The organism is Aggregicoccus sp. 17bor-14 (genome assembly GCF_009659535.1).
Classification (GTDB): domain Bacteria; phylum Myxococcota; class Myxococcia; order Myxococcales; family Myxococcaceae; genus Aggregicoccus.
Genome location: NZ_VJZZ01000024.1, coordinates 1 through 16891, shown reverse-complemented (window position 1 = coordinate 16891; position 16891 = coordinate 1). Strand labels below are relative to the sequence as shown.

13 protein-coding genes are annotated in these 16891 nt (G+C 73.5%); 6 read left to right on the top strand and 7 right to left on the bottom strand.

Annotated features, from left to right (window positions below):
• Positions 1-17: 17 nt before the first annotated feature.
• The gene (gene ribA / locus FGE12_RS28985; protein ID WP_153869899.1) at positions 18-788 is read left to right on the top strand and encodes a GTP cyclohydrolase II; all 771 of its coding nucleotides are present in this window, start codon (positions 18-20) and stop codon (positions 786-788) included.
• Positions 789-827: 39 nt separating this feature from the next.
• Here the strand turns inward: ribA and FGE12_RS28980 are convergent, their stop codons facing one another.
• Complete coding sequence (locus FGE12_RS28980; protein WP_153869898.1) at positions 828-1403, bottom strand: RNA polymerase sigma factor; 576 nt, start codon at positions 1401-1403, stop codon at positions 828-830.
• Positions 1404-1413: 10 nt separating this feature from the next.
• On the bottom strand, positions 1414-2277 hold the full coding sequence (locus FGE12_RS28975) for a TIGR04325 family methyltransferase (RefSeq protein WP_194798384.1): 864 nt from the start codon (positions 2275-2277) through the stop codon (positions 1414-1416).
• A gap of 130 nt (positions 2278-2407) precedes the next feature.
• On the opposite strand from FGE12_RS28975, the gene FGE12_RS28970 reads away from it, so the two are divergent.
• Positions 2408-4873, top strand: a complete 2466-nt coding sequence (locus tag FGE12_RS28970) for a heavy metal translocating P-type ATPase (RefSeq protein WP_153869896.1) — start codon at positions 2408-2410, stop codon at positions 4871-4873.
• Here the strand turns inward: FGE12_RS28970 and FGE12_RS28965 are convergent.
• Positions 4870-5253, bottom strand: coding sequence for a hypothetical protein (locus FGE12_RS28965; protein ID WP_153869895.1), 384 nt, complete (start codon positions 5251-5253; stop codon positions 4870-4872). The two genes, FGE12_RS28970 and FGE12_RS28965, sit on opposite strands and share 4 nt — an antisense overlap.
• The gene (locus tag FGE12_RS28960) at positions 5222-6028 is read right to left on the bottom strand and encodes a DUF6662 family protein (RefSeq protein WP_153869894.1); all 807 of its coding nucleotides are present in this window, start codon (positions 6026-6028) and stop codon (positions 5222-5224) included. Before FGE12_RS28960 ends, FGE12_RS28965 begins: the two co-directional genes overlap by 32 nt.
• A gap of 96 nt (positions 6029-6124) precedes the next feature.
• Between FGE12_RS28960 and FGE12_RS31105 the strand changes: the two genes are divergently transcribed.
• Positions 6125-6433 carry a (2Fe-2S)-binding protein gene (locus FGE12_RS31105; protein WP_153869893.1) on the top strand — a complete coding sequence of 103 codons (309 nt, stop codon included), beginning with the start codon at positions 6125-6127 and terminating at the stop codon, positions 6431-6433.
• Positions 6430-6906, top strand: coding sequence for a bacterioferritin (gene bfr, locus FGE12_RS28950; RefSeq protein WP_153869892.1), 477 nt, complete (start codon positions 6430-6432; stop codon positions 6904-6906). Before FGE12_RS31105 ends, bfr begins: the two co-directional genes overlap by 4 nt.
• On the opposite strand, the gene FGE12_RS28945 is transcribed toward bfr, so the two are convergent.
• From FGE12_RS28945 to FGE12_RS28935, 3 genes are all read right to left on the bottom strand, one after another.
• Positions 6890-10084, bottom strand: a complete 3195-nt coding sequence (locus tag FGE12_RS28945) for an efflux RND transporter permease subunit (protein ID WP_153869891.1) — start codon at positions 10082-10084, stop codon at positions 6890-6892. The genes bfr and FGE12_RS28945 overlap by 17 nt on opposite strands.
• Complete coding sequence (locus FGE12_RS28940) at positions 10071-11804, bottom strand: efflux RND transporter periplasmic adaptor subunit (RefSeq protein ID WP_153869890.1); 1734 nt, start codon at positions 11802-11804, stop codon at positions 10071-10073. Before FGE12_RS28940 ends, FGE12_RS28945 begins: the two co-directional genes overlap by 14 nt.
• A gap of 157 nt (positions 11805-11961) precedes the next feature.
• A complete protein-coding gene (locus FGE12_RS28935; protein WP_228531202.1) occupies positions 11962-13272 on the bottom strand; it encodes a TolC family protein in 1311 nt (436 codons plus the stop codon).
• 844 nt (positions 13273-14116) lie between these two features.
• Between FGE12_RS28935 and FGE12_RS28930 the strand changes: the two genes are divergently transcribed.
• Together FGE12_RS28930 and FGE12_RS28925 are read left to right on the top strand one after the other, a co-directional pair.
• Positions 14117-14395: a metal/formaldehyde-sensitive transcriptional repressor gene (locus tag FGE12_RS28930; RefSeq protein WP_153869888.1), complete on the top strand. Its 279-nt coding sequence runs from the start codon at positions 14117-14119 to the stop codon at positions 14393-14395.
• Positions 14396-14416: 21 nt separating this feature from the next.
• Complete coding sequence (locus FGE12_RS28925; protein ID WP_153869887.1) at positions 14417-16531, top strand: cation-translocating P-type ATPase; 2115 nt, start codon at positions 14417-14419, stop codon at positions 16529-16531.
• The last annotated feature ends 360 nt before the right edge of the window (positions 16532-16891 follow it).

Genomic DNA, 16891 nt, shown 5'->3' with positions numbered 1-16891 from the left:
CAGAGGGGACAGACGCGATGACCAGCGGCGGCGAGGCGGCGAAGGCGGTGCGGCTCGAGGATCTCGTCGAGCGCGACCGCACCCACGACTGCGCGGGCTTCGGCGCGCAGCACGTGTGCGTGCGGGTGGACGCGGTGGCGGATCTGCCCACACGCTTCGGCACCTTCCGCATCGTGGCCTTCTGGAACAACCGCGACGGCAAGGAGCACCTGGCGCTGGTGCACGGAGACGTGGTCGGCGCGGAGGCGGTGCCCACGCGGCTGCACTCCGAGTGCCTCACCGGCGATGCGCTGGGAAGCCTGCGCTGCGACTGCCGCGACCAGCTGGAGGCGGCGCTGCGGCAACTGGGCGCGCAGGAGCGGGGGCTCTTGCTCTACCTGCGCCAGGAGGGCCGGGGCATCGGCCTGCTCAACAAGGTGCGCGCCTACGCGCTGCAGGACCGCGGGCTGGACACCGTGGAGGCCAACCGCGCGCTGGGCTTTCGCGACGACGAGCGCGACTACGCGGTGGCGGCGCACATGCTGCAGAGCCTCGGGGTGCGCTCGGTGGCGCTGCTCACGAACAACCCCGACAAGGTGCGCCAGCTCGAGCAGCACGGCGTGAAGGTGACGGGGCGCATCCCGCACGTGATGCCGCCCAACGCGCACAACCGCTTCTACCTGGAGACGAAGGCGGCCAAGAGCGGCCACTTCATCGACTTCACCGGCAAGCCGCACCTGCCCGAGCAGGGCGAGCCGGTGCTCGTCGCGGACGCACCCGCCGCTGCGCCAGAGCCCACGAACGACTGACCGTGTCCTCCCTCTCCCTCTGGGAGAGGGAGCCTGCCCCTAGCGCTCCGCCGCCCCCTGCGCCGCGGCCCGCTTGCGCGCGCACCCGCAGTCCAGGCACCCGTGCGTCGCGCAGCTCCCGCAACTGCGTTGCAACTCCCGGCGCAGCGCCGCGCGCGCACGGTGCAGGCGCACGCCAGCGTTGTTCGCGGTGATGCCCAGCTCGCGGGCGACCTCGGGCAGGGGGCGCTCCTCGAGGTCCACGCGCTGCAGCAGCTCCGCGTACTCGGGCTTCATCTCGGGCAGCAGGTCCTTCATGCAGCCGCACACGGTGGCGTGCAGCTCGGCGTCGGGCGCGGCCTCGTCCGCCCCCCGGGCCTCGCGCTCGAGCGCGCGCGCCTCGGTGCCCTCGCGGCGGTACTGGTCCACGAGCGCGTTGCGCAGGGTGCGGTACATCCACGCCACGGCGCTCTCCTCGTCGTCGGGCACGCGGCCGCTCTCCAGCGAGCGCACGAAGGCGGCCTGCAGGATGTCCTCGGCGCGCGCGCGGCTGCCCACGCGCCGCTCGAGGAAGGCGAGGAAGCGCTGGTGGTTGGCCAGCAGCGCGGGGGAGACACGCTCGGTGGTGGCGTCCATGCCCCCTCCTCTACGCCGCTGCGGCCCCCGGCGCCACGCGCGAGAGGTACAGGCCGGTGTAGCCGCTGACCGAGACCTCGGGGTGGAAGGGGATGGTGCAGCCCTTGTCCGGGTTGTCCCAGCTGTCCACGAGCCGGTAGCCCAGCGGGGCGAGCGACTGCACGAAGGCGTCGCGCTGGAAGATGGCGTAGGGGCAGAACACGGTGCCGATGCTCTGCAGCGTCACGGCGGAGCGCGTGGGGTGCAGGGAGAGCATGTTGAGCAGCAGGTGGGGCGGGGGCTGCCGCAGCGCGCCGAGCATCTCGGCGAGCGGAGTGGGCACGTACTGCAGCGAGCCGGAGGCGAAGAACACGTCCGCTCCGTCCGCTTGGGCGCGGTCGGTGGTGAAGCTGAGCCCCGGCATGCCCTGCTCGCGGGCGATGGCCTCGCCCTCGGCGACCACCGCCGGCACGTCGCACACCTGCCAGCGCAGCCCCGCGGGGAAGCGCAGGTAGCGCGCGAAGGTGTAGCGCGCGAAGCCCACGTGCCCGCCGAAGTCGAAGACGCGCGGCGCCTCGCCCGAGGCCTGCAGTGCGCGCTCGAGCCAGAGCATCATCGGGTAGTCGTTGGTGAAGACGCGCTCGAAGCGGTCGCGGTACATCTTCGCCGGCTCGGGGTGGTCGTAGCCCACGGGGCGCGAGCGGGGCGCGCTCGCCTGCGCGGCCTCGAAGGAGTCGTACGCGCCGCGGAAGAGGTTCTGCTCCCGGTTGCCCGCGAAGAGCGCCTCGTAGTGGCGCTCGAGCAGCGGGCCCACCACGGCCCGGTTGCCCAGCTTGCGGTACACCATCTGCACGGCGCTGGTCATGTAGCGCTGCTGCTGCGGCTTCGAGCCCATGTCGTCCCCCCGGGGTTGCGGCCGCGCACACTTGCCCACAAGGCGGGCGGGCTTCAAGAGGGGGTGCACCCGGGGGTGTAAGAGCGGAATCGAAGCGGCGTTGGCCCTGTGTGAAAGGACCCAGCAGCCCATGACCCACCGCCACTCCTCAACGCTTCCTCAGCCTGCGCAGGCCACGGCGATCGACCCCGTGTGCGGGATGACCGTGGACCCCGCGCACGCGAAGGGCGGGAGCCACACCCACGCAGGGCACGCGCACTTCTTCTGCAACCCGCGCTGCCGCGAGCGGTTCGCGGCCGAGCCCGCGCGCTACCTCTCGCCCGCCCCACGCCCCGAGCCCGAGCCCGCTCCGGAGGGCGCCGCGTACGTGTGCCCGATGGACCCCGAGGTGCGCGAGGACGAGCCTGGCCCGTGCCCGAAGTGCGGCATGGCGCTGGAGCCCGAGACGCCGCAGCTCCTCGCCACGCGCACCGAGTACGTGTGCCCCATGCACCCGGAGATCGTGCGCGATGCGCCGGGCAGCTGCCCCCTCTGCGGGATGGCGCTCGAGCCGCGCACCGTGACGCTGGAGGAGGCGCCGGACCCGGAGCTGGTGGACATGCGCCGGCGCTTCTGGGTGAGCCTCGCGCTCACCTTCCCCGTCTTCCTGCTGGGCATGAGCGACATGCTGGTGGGCCCGCGCGTGCAGCGCCTGCTGCCCGGCCTGGAGTTCAGCTGGGTGCAGCTGCTCCTCGCCACGCCCGTGGTGCTCTGGGGCGGCGCGCCCTTCTTCGCGCGCGGCTGGCGCTCGGTGCGCACCGGGCACCTCAACATGTTCACCCTCATCGCGCTGGGCACGGGCGCGGCCTACGCCTTCAGCCTCTGGGCGACGCTGTTGCCCGGCACGCTGCCGCTTGCATTCCGAGGCCACACCGGCGCGGGCGGCGTGCACGTGTACTTCGAGGCGGCCGCCGTCATCACCACCCTGGTGCTGCTGGGGCAGGTGCTGGAGCTGCGCGCGCGCCACGCCACCTCCGGCGCGCTCCGGGCGCTGCTGGGGCTCGCGCCGAAGACGGCGCGGCGGCTCGGGCAGGACGGGCACGAGGAGGACGTGGCGCTCGAGCGCGTGCAGGTGGGAGACCGCCTGCGCGTGCGCCCCGGCGAGAAGGTGCCCGTGGACGGCACCGTGCTGGAGGGCACGAGCAGCGTGGACGAGTCCATGGTGACGGGCGAGAGCGTGCCGGTGGAGAAGGCCGCGGGCGCGCGGGTGACGGGCGGCACGGTGAACGGCACGGGCGGCCTGGTGATGCGCGCCGAGCGCGTGGGCAAGGACACGCTGCTCGCGCAGATCGTGGCGCGCGTGGCCGAGGCCCAGCGCAGCCGCGCGCCCATCCAGCGGCTCGCGGACACGGTCTCCGGCATCTTCGTGCCCACGGTGATCGCGGTGGCGCTCGTCACGGCGCTGCTGTGGGGCGTGTGGGGGCCGGAGCCGCGGCTCGCCCACGCGCTGGTCAACGCGGTCGCGGTGCTGATCATCGCGTGCCCCTGCGCGCTCGGGCTCGCGACGCCCATCTCCATCGTGGTGGGCATGGGGCGCGGCGCGCAGGCCGGCGTGCTCGTGCGCGATGCCGAAGCGCTGGAGACGCTCGCTGGCGTGGACACGCTCGTCCTGGACAAGACGGGCACCCTCACCGAGGGCAAGCCGCGCCTCGTCTCGGTGCAGCCGCTCGCGGGCCACGATGAGTCAGAGCTGCTGCGGCGCGCGGGGAGCCTCGAGCGCGGCAGCGAGCACCCGCTCGCGGACGCCATCGTGCGGGGTGCGCAGGAGCGCGGCGTGGCGCTCTCACAGGTGCAGGACTTCCAGTCCCTCACCGGGCGCGGGGTGACGGGGCGCGTGGACGGCGTGCAGGTCTCGCTGGGCAACGCGCGGCTGCTCGCGGAGCTGGGCGTGGAGCCGGGCGCGGCGGTCGCCGAGGCGGAGGCGCTGCGGCGCGAGGGACAGACGGTGATGTTCGTCGCGGCGGACGGGCGGCTCGCGGGGCTGCTCGGCGTCGCGGACCCGGTGAAGGCCACCACGCCCGAGGCGCTGCGCACGCTGCGGCGCGAGGGGCTGCGCCTGGTGATGCTCACCGGCGACAGCCAGGCCACGGCGGACGCGGTGGCGCGGCAGCTGGGCGGCCTCTTCGAGGCGGTGCACGCGGAGGTGCTGCCCGAGCAGAAGAGCGCGTGGGTGAAGCGCCTGCAGGCCGAGGGGCGCCGCGTCGCGATGGCGGGCGACGGGGTGAACGACGCGCCGGCGCTCGCGCAGGCCGAGGTGGGCGTGGCCATGGGCACCGGCACCGACGTGGCGATGCAGAGCGCGGGCGTCACGCTGGTGAAGGGAGACCTGCGGGCGCTGGTGCGCGCGCGCCGCCTCAGCCGCGCCACCGTGCGCAACATCCGGCAGAACCTCTTCTTCGCCTTCGTCTACAACTCGCTGGGCGTGCCCCTCGCCGCCGGGGCGCTCTACCCCTTCACGGGGCTGCTCTTCAGCCCCATGGTGGCGAGCGCCGCGATGAGCCTCTCCAGCGTCTCGGTCATCGGCAACGCGCTGCGGCTGCGGCGCGCGCAGCTCTAGCGCGCAGCCGTGGGCTGCGAAGCCGGAGCCGGGGCGGGCACATCGAGCGCGGCCGCCTGCAGGTAGTGCGCGACGAGCTGCTGCTGCTCGGCGGAGAGGCGGGCGCGCGCGCCCATCTCCGACACCTGCGCCGGCCACTCGTCGGCGCGGTAGGCCTTGGGGTCGGGCAGGTTGTGGCAGCCGGAGCAGCGGCCGACGAAGAGGCGGCGGCCCTCGCCCAGCTCGGCGACGCTGGTGCCCGGCACGTGCGCGGCGAGCGCCTCGGTGGGCTCGGGCAGGTGCACCCGGGCGCCCGCGCAGGCCGCGGCCGCGAGCGCTGCGGCGCCGAGGACGGTGCGCAGCGCGCGCCTAGATGGCGAAGCTGAAGAGGAGGCGTGCATTGAGCTTCTCCTGCTCGTCGAGGATGCGGCTGCTGGTGGTGCCCTCGGGCTTCTTGAGCGCGGGCAGCTGGGGCATCACGCTGAGGGCCACCCACCAGCCGGGCTGCGCGTAGGCGACCACGGGGCCTGCGTAGAGGGCCGAGTGCCGCCAGCCCTCGCCCTCCGGGAAGGCGTTCACGCTGCGCAGCTCCACGCCCGCGCTGAAGCCGGGGGTGAAGAACCAGGTGGCGCCCAGGGTGAGCTCGGCGGCGAACTCGGGCTCGGTCTCCTCGAGCTCGAACTCCAGCTCGTTCTCCAGCACCAGGTTGCCCACCAGCAGCAGCTGTCCCACGCGCTTGTCCAGCAGCAGCTTCAGCTCGAGCTCGGCCTCCTCGGGCCCGAAGGCCACCTCGCCGTAGAGGCCGAGGCCCACCGCGTCCGCCACGGGGTCCAGCAGCTTGAGCTTCCACTCGTTGCTCACGCTGTCGAAGCGGGTGGTGGTCGCGAGCTGGCCGGGGACCACCTCCTGGCTCACGGTGCTGAAGTTCAGGTACAGCGAGGTCTGCAGCCGGTCCGTCAGGCCCAGCTCGAACTCGCCTCGGTGCTCGAAGGCCACGTAGCGCCCCGCGTCGCGGCCCGCGCGCAGCGTGGTCCACATCTCGATCTCGCGCGCGCCCGGCGGCAGCACCGCCGTCTCGTAGCTGTAGGTGAAGTGGCGCTCGTTCGCGTGGGCCGCGGCGGGGACCAGCGCGGCGAGCGCGAGCAGCAGGGGGAGCAGGTGCAGGGGGCGCAGCATCGGGGTGGGTCTCGTCTCGGGGTGAGGGCGTTCGCTCGCCCTACCGGCGAGCAGCCCGCACATAGTTGAGAGTGACTTGCAAAGTCAATATCGCACATGGGAGCATGGCAGGGCGAGCGGAGTGGGCCGCCACGTCGGTGGTCGCCGCGCGCTTCAGGGGAAGCAATGATCGTCTGCGTCTGCCGTGCCGTGTCCGACCGCGTCGTCCGTCGAGCCATCGATGCGGGGGCCTGCACGGTGAGGCAGGTGGGGTCGGCGTGCGGCGCGGGGACGGACTGCGGGACGTGCAAGGCGCAGATCAGCCAGCTGCTGCAGGGCGTGACGCCCATTGCCGGGCCCGCGACGGCGCGGCCGGAGGGCAATGGCGCGGTGAGCGTGCCGGCCCTAGCGTCCACGGCAGCATGAACGGCCATCCGCAGATCATCGCCCTCCTCAACGACGTGCTCACGGCCGAGCTGACGGCCGTCAACCAGTACTGGCTCCACGCGCGCATCGTGGAGAACTGGGGCTACGCGCGGCTCTGGAAGAAGATCCGCGACGAGTCCATCGGGGAGATGAAGCACGCGGACCGGCTGGTCGCGCGCGTGCTCTTCCTGGGCGGGCTGCCCAACCTGCAGCGCCTCGGCAAGGTGAACGTGGGCGAGAGCGTCGCGGAGATGTTCCGGCTCGACCTGCAGGTGGAGCTCGACAGCGTGAAGTCGCTCAACGACGGCATCGCGCTGTGCCGCAGCGTGAACGACAACGGCAGCCGCGAGCTGCTCGAGCGCATCCTCGTGGACAGCGAGGAGCACGTGGACTGGATCGAGGGCCAGCTCGAGCTGATGAAGCAGCTGGGCGAGGCGAACTACCTCGCCCAGCAGGTCAAGGACGAGGGATAGCGGGCACCGCCTCCTCGGCCGCTGCGCTCTCGCGCGCCAGCCCCCTCCGCTTCCAGAGCGCGAAGACGGCCGGGTACACGGTGAGCTCGAGCAGGAAGCTGGTGACGAGCCCGCCCACCAGCGGCGCCGTGATGCGCTTCATCACGTCCGAGCCGGTGCCGGTGGCCCAGAGCACGGGCAGCAGGCCGATCATGTCCACCGCCACCGTCATCAGCTTCGGGCGGATGCGCTGGGCCGCGCCCACCAGGATGGCCGCCTCGAGGTCCGCGGCGCTGCGCATGCGCCCCTCCGCGCTCGCCTTGCCGTGCGCGAGCGTGAGGTAGAGCAGCATGATGACCCCCGTCTCCGCGTCCAGCCCCGCGAGCGCGATGAGCCCCACCCACACCGCCACGCTCATGTTGTAGCCGAGCAGGTAGAGCAGCCACACCGCGCCGATGAGGCTGAAGGGCACCGCGAGCATCACGATGGCCGTCTCCGCCCACGAGCGCGTGCTGAGGTAGAGCAGCAGCACCACCAGCAAGAGCGTCGCGGGCACCACCAGCCGCAGCCGCTCCTTCGCCCGCTCGAAGTAGGTGAACTGCCCGCTCCACTCGAGCCGCACGCCGGAGGGCAGCTTCACCTCGCGCTCTACCGCGGCGCGCGCCTCCTGCACGTAGTCCGCGATGGGGCGCTCGGTGTCCACGAACACGGAGGTGAGCAGCTTGCCGCCCTCGCTGCGCAGCATCGGCGGGCCCTGCACGCTCTTCACCTCCGCCACCTGCGAGAGCGGCACCTGGGCGCCGGAAGGCGTGGCCACCAGCGCCTCGCCGAGCGCCGCCGGCGTGTCGCGGTACTCGCGCGCGTAGCGCACGTTGATGGGATAGCGCTCGCGCCCCTCCACCGTCTGGCTCACCGTCTCGCCGCCGATGGCGCCCGACACCACCTCGTTCACGTCCTCCACGCTCAGGCCGAGGCGCGCCGCCTCCTCGCGCTTCACCGTCACGTCCAGGTAGAGGCCGCCAGTGGCCCGGTCGGCGAACGCGCTGCGCGTGCCCGGCACCTGCGCCACCGCGCGCTCCACCGCCACCGCCGCGCGCTCGATGTCCTGCAGGCTGTCGCCGTACACCTGGATGCCCAGCGGGCTGCGGATGCCCGTGGCGAGCATCTCGGTGCGCGTCTGGATGGGCATCCAGAAGATGTTGGGCATGCCCGGGTACTGCAGCCGCTCGTCCATCTCGCGCAGCAGGCCCTCCCACGTGAGGCCCGGGCGCCACTCGCCGCGCGGCTTGAGCACCACGGTGGTCTCGAACATGGAGGGAGGCGCGGGGTCGGTGGGGCTCTCCGCGCGCCCCGCCTTGCCGAACACGCTCACCACCTCGGGGATGCGCTTGAGCTCCGCGTCCATGCTGCGCAGCACGCGCGCGGCTTCCGTCACGCTCATGCCCGGGGGCGCGGTGGGCATGTAGAGGATGGCCCCCTCGTTGAGCGGCGGCATGAACTCGTTGCCCAGCCGCAGGAAGGCCGGGACGGTGAAGACCATCGCGAGCAGCGAGAAGGCGACGACGCGCCGCGGGTGGCGCACCACCCAGCGCACCACCGGCGTGTACAGCCGGATGAGCAGCCGGTTCACCGGGTTCTCGTCCTCACGCCGGATGCGCCCGCGGATGAAGAGCGCCGCGAGCGCCGGGGTGAGCGTCACCGCGAGCACCGCGGCGAAGCCCATGGACCAGGTCTTCGTGTACGCGAGCGGCTTGAAGAGCCGGCCCTCGGTGCTCTCCAGCGTGAACACCGGGATGAAGGCCACGGTGAGCACCAGCAGCGAGCCGAAGATGCTGGGCCCCACCTCCTGCATCGCGGAGATGATCACCTCGCGCCGCGCGCCGGGCCTTCCTGACTCCTCCCACTCCTCGAGCCGCTTGTGCACGTTCTCGATGAGGATGATGGACGCATCCACCATCGCGCCCACGGCGACCACGATGCCGCCCAGGCTCATGATGTTCGCGGTGAGCCCCTGGTAGTACATGGGCAGGAACGCGAGCAGCACGGCCACGGGCAGCGTGAGGATGGGGACGAGCGCGCTGCGCACGTGCAGCAGGAAGAGGAAGATGATGAGGCTCACCACCAGCAGCTCCTCCACCATCGCGCGGGTGAGCGTGTGGACGGACTCCTGGATGAGCCCGGAGCGGTCGTAGGTGACCACCAGCTCCACGCCCTCGGGCAGGCTCCTCTTCACCTCCTCGAGCCGCGCCTTCACCCGCTCGATGACCTGCAGCGCGTTCTCGCCGTAGCGCATCACGACGACGCCGCCCGCCACCTCGCCCTCGCCGTCCAGCTCCGCCACGCCGCGGCGCAGGTCCGGCCCCAGGGACACCGTGCCCACGTGCTTCACCAGCACCGGGGCGCCCCCGCTGCCCACCTTGAGCGGCACGTTCTCCAGGTCCGCCACGCTCTTCACGTAGCCGCGCCCGCGCACCACGTGCTCGTGCCCCGCGAGCTCCAGCACCCGGCCGCCCACGTCCCCGTTCGAGGCGCGCACCGCCCGCGCCACGTCCGAGAGCATCAGGCCCTGTGCGCGCAGCCGCTGCGGGTCCACCTGCACCTGGTACTGGCGCACCATGCCGCCCAGGCTCGCCACCTCCGCGACCCCAGGCACGCTGGAGAGCGCGTAGCGCACGTTCCAGTCCTGCAGGCTGCGCAGCTCCGCGAGCCCGTGCCGTCCGCTGCGGTCGCGCAGCGCGTACTCGAACACCCAGCCCACGCCGGTGGCGTCGGGACCCAGCGTGGGCGTGACGCCCTGCGGGAGCTTGCCCTGGGCGGTGTTGAGGTACTCGAGCACCCGGCTGCGCGCCCAGTACAGGTCCGTGCCGTCCTCGAAGATGACGTACACGAAGGACATGCCGAACATGGACTGGCCGCGCACCGCCTTCACCCGCGGCGCGGCGAGCAGCGCAGAGGAGACCGGGTAGGTGATCTGATCCTCGACGAGGTCCGGCGAGCGCCCCATCCACTCGGTGAAGATGATGACCTGGGTGTCGGAGAGGTCCGGCACCGCGTCCAGCTTCGTGCCGTGCAGCGCGAAGGCGGCCCACGCTGCGAGCGCGAGCGTGAGCAGCAGCGTGAGCAGGGGGTTGCGCGCGCTCGCCGCGATGAGCCGCGCGATGGGCCCGTGCTTCGGCGCTTCCGTGTCAGCGGGCGTCATCCGCGCCCTCCCCCCAGTACTCCGCGCCCGAGCGGATGCGGCTCTCGGCGGCGAGCAGGAAGTTGCCCTGCGTCACCACGCGCTCTCCCGCCTTCACCCCGGAGAGCACCTCCCACGTCCCCTCTCCCTGCAGGCCCAGCCGCACCTCGCGGGGCGCGAGCCTTCCGTCCCCCAGGTCCACGAAGACCAGCGTGCGCGGACCCGTGTAGAGCACCGCCTCCTCGGGCACCTGCAGGCGCTCGCCGCTCGCCACCTCGAAGCGCACGTCCGCGAACATGCTCGGCTTGAGCGCGAGCCCTTCGTTGGCGAGGACGACGCGCACCCGGCCCGTGCGCGTCGAGGGGTCCAGCGTGGGGAGCACCGCGCCCACCGTGCCGCGCAGCTGCTTGCCCGGCAGCGCCGGCAGCGTGACCTCCACCGCCTGGCCCGCCCTCACCTGCGAGAGGTCCTGCTCGTAGACCTCGGCCTCCACCCACACGCGCTCGAGGGGCACGATGCGGAAGAGCCGCTCCCCCGCCTTCACCGCGGCCCCTTCCGCCACGTTCTTCTCCAGCACGTAGCCGCTCGCCGGGGCGAAGAAGGGCACGCGCTCCGCGGGGCGGCCACGCTCGGCGAGCTGCGCCACCTGCGCGTCCGTGAGGCCCCACAGCTTCAGGCGCTGCCGGCTCGCCGCCACGAGCGAGGCGTTCGCCGCGCTCTGCCCCTGGCGCGCGAGGAGGTACTCGGCCTGGGCGGCGTAGAGCTCCGGGCTGTAGAGGCGAAAGAGCACGTCGCCGCGCTTCACCTGCTGGCCGGTGGCCGAGGCGTGCAGGCCCTCGATGTAGCCGTCCAGCCGGAGGGTGACGTCCTGCACCGCCGTTTCGTCGTAGGTGACGCGGCCGAAGGCGCGCACCGCGCGGTGCAAGGGCGCGAGCGCGACCACGGCGGTGCGCACGCCGATGCGCTCGCGGCGCGCCTCGTCCACGCGGATGACGCCCTCGTCCACGTCCGCGCGCGTGACGGCGGTGAGGTCCATGCCGCAGATGGGGCACTGCCCGCCTTGCGCCTGGCGCACCGCGGGGTGCATCGGGCAGGTGTAGTAGGCGACCTCGCCCGCGTGGGCGTGCGGGGCGGCAGGCTCGCTCCACGCCACCGCCGTGCCGCAGGCGAGCATCTTCTCGCCCATGTACGGGTTGGCGAGCGCACCGGGCCGCTGCACCCAGCGCGCGGGGCCCTTCGTCATCGGGCAGGAGTAGATGACCCAGCCCTGCTGCAGCCGCGGGTCCATCCGCGCGAGTGCCTCGAGCCGCTGCGAGAGGGCGGCGAAGTGGGTACGCGCCTCGGGGAGCGCCGTCGCGTGGGCGAGCCGCGAGGCGGCCTCGGTCCCTGCATTCAGCTCGGCCGCGAGCGAGGGCGCGCTGCCGGCGGGCAGGGCACCGGTCGCCGTGCGCAGCGCCTGCACGGTGGCCTCGGCGCGCGGCGCGAGGCCCTCCACGCTGTCGCGCGCGAGCAGCGTGCGGACGCCCTCGGCCGCGGCGAAGGCGGTGCGCACCGCGTCGAGCGCCGCGGGCGGAAGCGCGGCCTGCGCCTGGGCAGTGGGCGCGGGCGCGTGCACCGCCATCCGCGGCGCCGGAGAGCCCCTGAACCAGGCGACGAGGGGGCGCCAGAAGAGCGCGATGAGGAGCAGCAGCGAGAGCAGGCCGAGCCCGCGCAGGAGCAGGCGTCGGGAGTGCGGCGTCATCGGGAGCCTCCTTCGGAAGGCAGCGCGGGGATGCGACCGAGCCCCCGCAGCAGCAGGCGTCGAGTGCGCGGCGTCATCGGGAGGCTCATTACGGAGGGCAGTGCAGACATGTGGCCGGTGGCGCGCGTGCGCTTCGCCTGCCGGCGGGTGTGGAACGTCATCGGGCGCCCCCTTCGGAGGGCAGCGCGGGGATGTGTCCGGTGGCGCGTGCGAGCTCCGCCTGGCGGCGGGACACGTCGCTGCGCGCCTCCTCGAGGCGCAGTTGCGCGCTGCGCAGGGCGCGCTCGGCCTCGAGGACGGTGCTGAAGGGGATGCGTCCTGCGGCGAAGCCCGCGCGGGCGGCCGCGACCTGGTCGCGCACGGCGGGCAGCAGGCGCTCGCGGAAGATGGCGAGCCCGTGGTGGGCCTCGAGCAGCCCCGCGCGCGCCTCCTCCACCTCCACGCGCACCTCGTCCGCGAGCCGGGCCTCGTCCTGCTGCAGCCCCTGCAGCGCAGCTCGCGCCTCCTCGCGCGCGGCCCGCTTCGCCCCCAGCTGCAGGGGAAGCGACACGGAGACGCCCGCCATGAACTGGTGCTGCGTCTCCATCCACATGGAGTTGTAGGAGCCCATCACGCGCAGGTCCGGCAGCGCGTTCTTCTGGGCGAGCCGCACCGCGGCCTCCCCTCCACCGAGGCGCGCGCGCACCGCCGCGAGCTCGGGGCGCAGGCGCAGGGCCTCCGCCTGCAGCACCTCACTCTCCGGCAGCGCCGCCACCTGCGGCTCGGGCGGCTGCGCCGGAGGCGGCGGGAGAGGCAGCTGCGGGGCGCGGTGCAGCAGGCCGTTGAGCCGCGCGCGCACGCTCGTGCGGCGCGACTCGAGCATCGCGCGCTCGTGCAGCAGCTCGCTCAACTCCACTTCGGCCTGCAGCGGGTCCGTCTGGGTGGCGCGGCCTGCGACGTACTGGGCCTCGGCGCTCTTCTTCAGGGCGACGAGCAGCGCCTCGTGCTCGTCGGTGAGCGCGAGCGCGCGGTGCACCACCGTCCAGTCGTCGTAGAGCTGCGAGGCCGCGAGGGCGAGCCGTGCGCGCGCCACCTCCCACTCCCCGCGCGCGGCGGATGCCTCCGCGCCGGCCACCTCGCCCGCGAGCCGGCGCTTGCCCGGGAAGGGCAGGGACTGCGAGAGCTCCACCACCTGGCCGAAGCGCACGCTGTCGCTGAAGAGGCTGAGCGGTGCGACGCTGTAGCTGAGCATCGGATCCTCGAGCGCGCTCGCCTGCGCGCCTCGGGCCGCCGCGGCCTGCCAACCGGCGCGCGCCTGCGCGAGCGAGGGGTTGTGCGCGAGCACCGCCTGCACGAGCGAGGTCCGCTCGAGCGCGGGGCCCGCGAGCGCGCCGTCGCTCATCGCGGCGTCACGGGCTCCCCCCGCGCTCTCTCCAGGCACCTGCGCCGCGAGCACGAGCGCGGCGCTGCCCACCACTGCGAGAAACATGTCCACTCCAGGAGTCCACGGGCGCTCCTCTCGCGAGGGCGCCGCCGTTGCCGTCATGCGCGCGAGGGACTCGGAGCCACGGGCTCACGCAGCAGCGCTGCGCGTCCGGAGCTCAGATCCTGGCGCGGCTGTGGAGCGGGATGCGGACGGGCGCCCGGGCCGCACGTAGGGCCGGGACTCGCAGCGCACCGCTCACGGGCCTTCGTCCACGGCACGCGGGCGCCGCGGACGAAGTGGGCTCATCTCAGGAGGGGACGGCAGCGCTGCAGCGGTGGAGCGAGGGCCCGCTGCGCCACGGGCTGTGGAGCGGGGAGCGGGCGGGGAGCCGCCAGGACGGCGACGGCGGCGGAGGGCAGGAGGGCGAGCTGCGGCCCCTGCACCTCGGACGTGGCGCCCTGCCGATTGTCACCGGCGGACTGCGGAGGAGGTGCCTGCAGGGTGCAGCAGCTCGCCTCGGAGGCGGCGGCCAGCGTGGGGCCCGGGGACTGCTTGCAGTGGCCACAGGGGCGCCTGCACGCGGACTTGCTCGCCGCCGCCACCTGCGCGCTCGCGCTGCAGCGCACGAACGCCTGCGCGGGCGTGGCCGTCCAGGCGGTCACGACCAGGAGCAGCAGGGAGGCAAGCGAGCGCAACCGCATGAGCAAGAGTGTACGGGCCGGATGAGAGGGGTTCAACGAGACAGCGCGCAGAAGGGTGAGCGCAGGCCTACAGAAGTTTCAGCGCCGCAGGTGCCCGAGGTGGAATCCCTCCCACGCCTTCTTCGCACCAGAAGATCTCCTGCGGCAGGAGCCTGTCCCGGACGCACCGCTTGCCACATACCCCCCGGGGGTATAGGGGCGTGGACATGGCACACACCACGCAGGACAAGGACCGGCTGCTCAAGCGGGTGCGGCGGCTGCGCGGCCAGGTCGAGGCGATCGAGCGCGCACTCACCGAGGAGCGCGAGTGCGGTGAGCTCCTGCAATTGATCGCCGCGGTGCGCGGAGCCACGGGAGGCCTGATGACCGAGGTGGTCGAGGGCCACGTGCGCCACCACATCGTGGATCCGAGCCGCCGCCCCGCCTCCGCGCAGGCCGAGGCCACCCGCGAGCTGCTCGAGGCGCTGCGCACCTACCTGCGCTGAACCCCTTTCTCTGGAGAACCGATGTCCTCGAAGCCCCATCGCCCCGCCTCCCTCGATGCCCAGGCCGAAGCGCGCACCACCGCGCCGGCGGCGCACCACGCACACGACGACCACCACGCGCATGAGCACGGTGAGCACGGGCATGTCGCACACGCGCACCATGCGCACGGCGATCACGCACACGATCATCACGACGAGCACGGTCACGACGACCACGCGCATGGCCACCACGACCACGCGCACGACGAGCACGGACACGACGACCACGCGCACGGAGCAGACACCGCGGAGCTCGTGCGCATCGGGCTGGTAGCGCTCGCGGCACTCGTCAGCTTCACGGGGCTGTGGCGGCCGGTGGCCTCGGTGGACGTGGTGGCGCTGGTGGCGGCAGTGCTGGGCGGCTACCCCATCTACCGCGAGGCCCTCTCCTCGCTCTTCGCGCGCCGGATGACGATGGAGCTGTCGATGACCATCGCCATCGCGGCGGCGCTGGCGATCGGCGAGAGCTTCACGGCGTGCGTCATCGTGCTCTTCGTGCTGGTGGCGGAGGTGCTCGAGCACCTCACGGTGTCGCGCGGCCGGCACGCCATCGAGCACCTGCTCGGGCTCATGCCGCAGGAGGCGGCGGTGCAGCGCGGCGCGGAGACGCACCCGGTGCCCATCGCCGAGGTGCGTGCGGGAGACGTGGTGCTGGTACGCCCGGGGGCGCGCCTGCCGGTGGACGGCACGGTGGTCTCGGGGCACTCCTCGGTGGACCAGTCCAGCGTGACGGGCGAGAGCCTGCCGGTGGAGAAGGTCGCGGGCAGCCGCGTCTACGCGGGGACGGTGAACCAGGCGGGCACGCTGCAGGTGCGCACCGCGGGCGTGGGCCGGGACACCGCCTTCGGCCGCATCATCGAGGCGGTGGAGCGTGCGGAGAAGAGCCGCGCCCCCATCCAGCGCACGGCGGACCGGCTCGCAGGCTACCTCGTGTACTTCGCGCTGGGCGCGGCGCTGCTCACCTTCCTCCTCACGCGCGATGCGCGCGCCACCATCTCGGTGGTGATCGTGGCGGGCGCCTGCGGCATCGCGGCGGGCACGCCGCTCGCCATCCTCGGGGCGATCGGCCAGGCGGCGGCGCGCGGCGCCATCGTGAAGGGCGGCGTGCACCTGGAGGCGCTGGGCCAGGTGGACACGGTGGTGCTGGACAAGACGGGCACGCTCACGCTGGGCAAGCCCGAGGTGGTGGAGGTGCTCCCGGCGCCGGGCGTGAGCGCGGAGGCGGTGGTGGAGGCGGCAGCGCTCGCGGAGCGGCCCAGTGAGCACCCGCTGGCGCGCGCCATCCTGGACAAGGCGGGGACGCTGGGGCTGCCCACCGTGCAGCCCGAGGACTTCGAGTACACGCCGGGCGCGGGCATCCGCTGCCGCGCTCCCGGTGGCGAGGAGGTGCGCGTGGGAAGCCGCGCCTTCGTCGCGGCGGCAGGAGTGGAGGGGCTACCCCCGGCTCCCTCGCACCTCTCGGAGGTGGTGGTCTCGCGCGGCGGTCGACTGCTGGGCGCGCTGCGGGTGGCGGACGTGCTGCGCCCGGAGGCGCGCGAGGCGGTGACGGCGCTGCGCGGGATGGGCCTGCGCACGGTGCTGCTCACGGGCGACGCGCGGGCCATCGCGGACACGGTGGGGCGCCAGCTGGGGGTGGACGAGGTGGCCGGGGAGCTGCTGCCCGAGGACAAGCTCGCGCGCGTGCGGCAGCTGCGCGGCGGCGGCGCGCGCGTGGCCATGGTGGGCGACGGCATCAACGACGCGCCCGCGCTGATGGAGGCGCACGTGGGCGTGGCCATGGGCGGCGGCACGGAGGTGGCGCGCGAGAGCGCCGGCGTGCTGCTGCTGGGTGACGACCTGCTCGTGCTCGTGGAGGCACTGCGGGTGGCGCGCCGCTGCCGGCGCATCATCCTGCAGAACTTCTCGGGCACGCTGCTCGTGGACAGCGCGGGCATCGTGCTCGCGAGCGTGGGGCTGCTCAATCCGCTGCTGGCGGCCTTCATCCACGTGGCCTCGGAGCTGGCCTTCATCCTCAACAGCACGCGCCTGCTGCCTCGCGGTCGGCTCGCGGCGGCTCGCAGGTCCGCTGCGGCGGAGGGCTCGCTCCAGGCAGCCTGAGCCCAGATCCACAGGGGCGATCCGGGCACGACTCCGATGCCAGGTCCGCGGCGGAAGGCCGTGCGCCGCGGGCAGTCCGGCACGGCGTCGCGCGCGGCTCCGGGTGGACCCAGGAGGGACAGATGCGGCGCGCCTGCGCCCAGCCCGAAAGGGCGTCGCCACCGCGCCACGCTCCGGGGGCGCACGGGGATGCCGGCCCACGGACACCTTCCGGAGCCGACCGCGCGTGGACGAAGTGTTCCTCAAGATTGATCACATGTTGCGGCGCGGAAGCCGACGAGAGCGGCGGTGAGGGCTTCGTGGCCGCGGGCCAGCGTCTGCCAGCCGGGGGGGCCGTTGCGCTTGAGGTGTCCGCCGAGG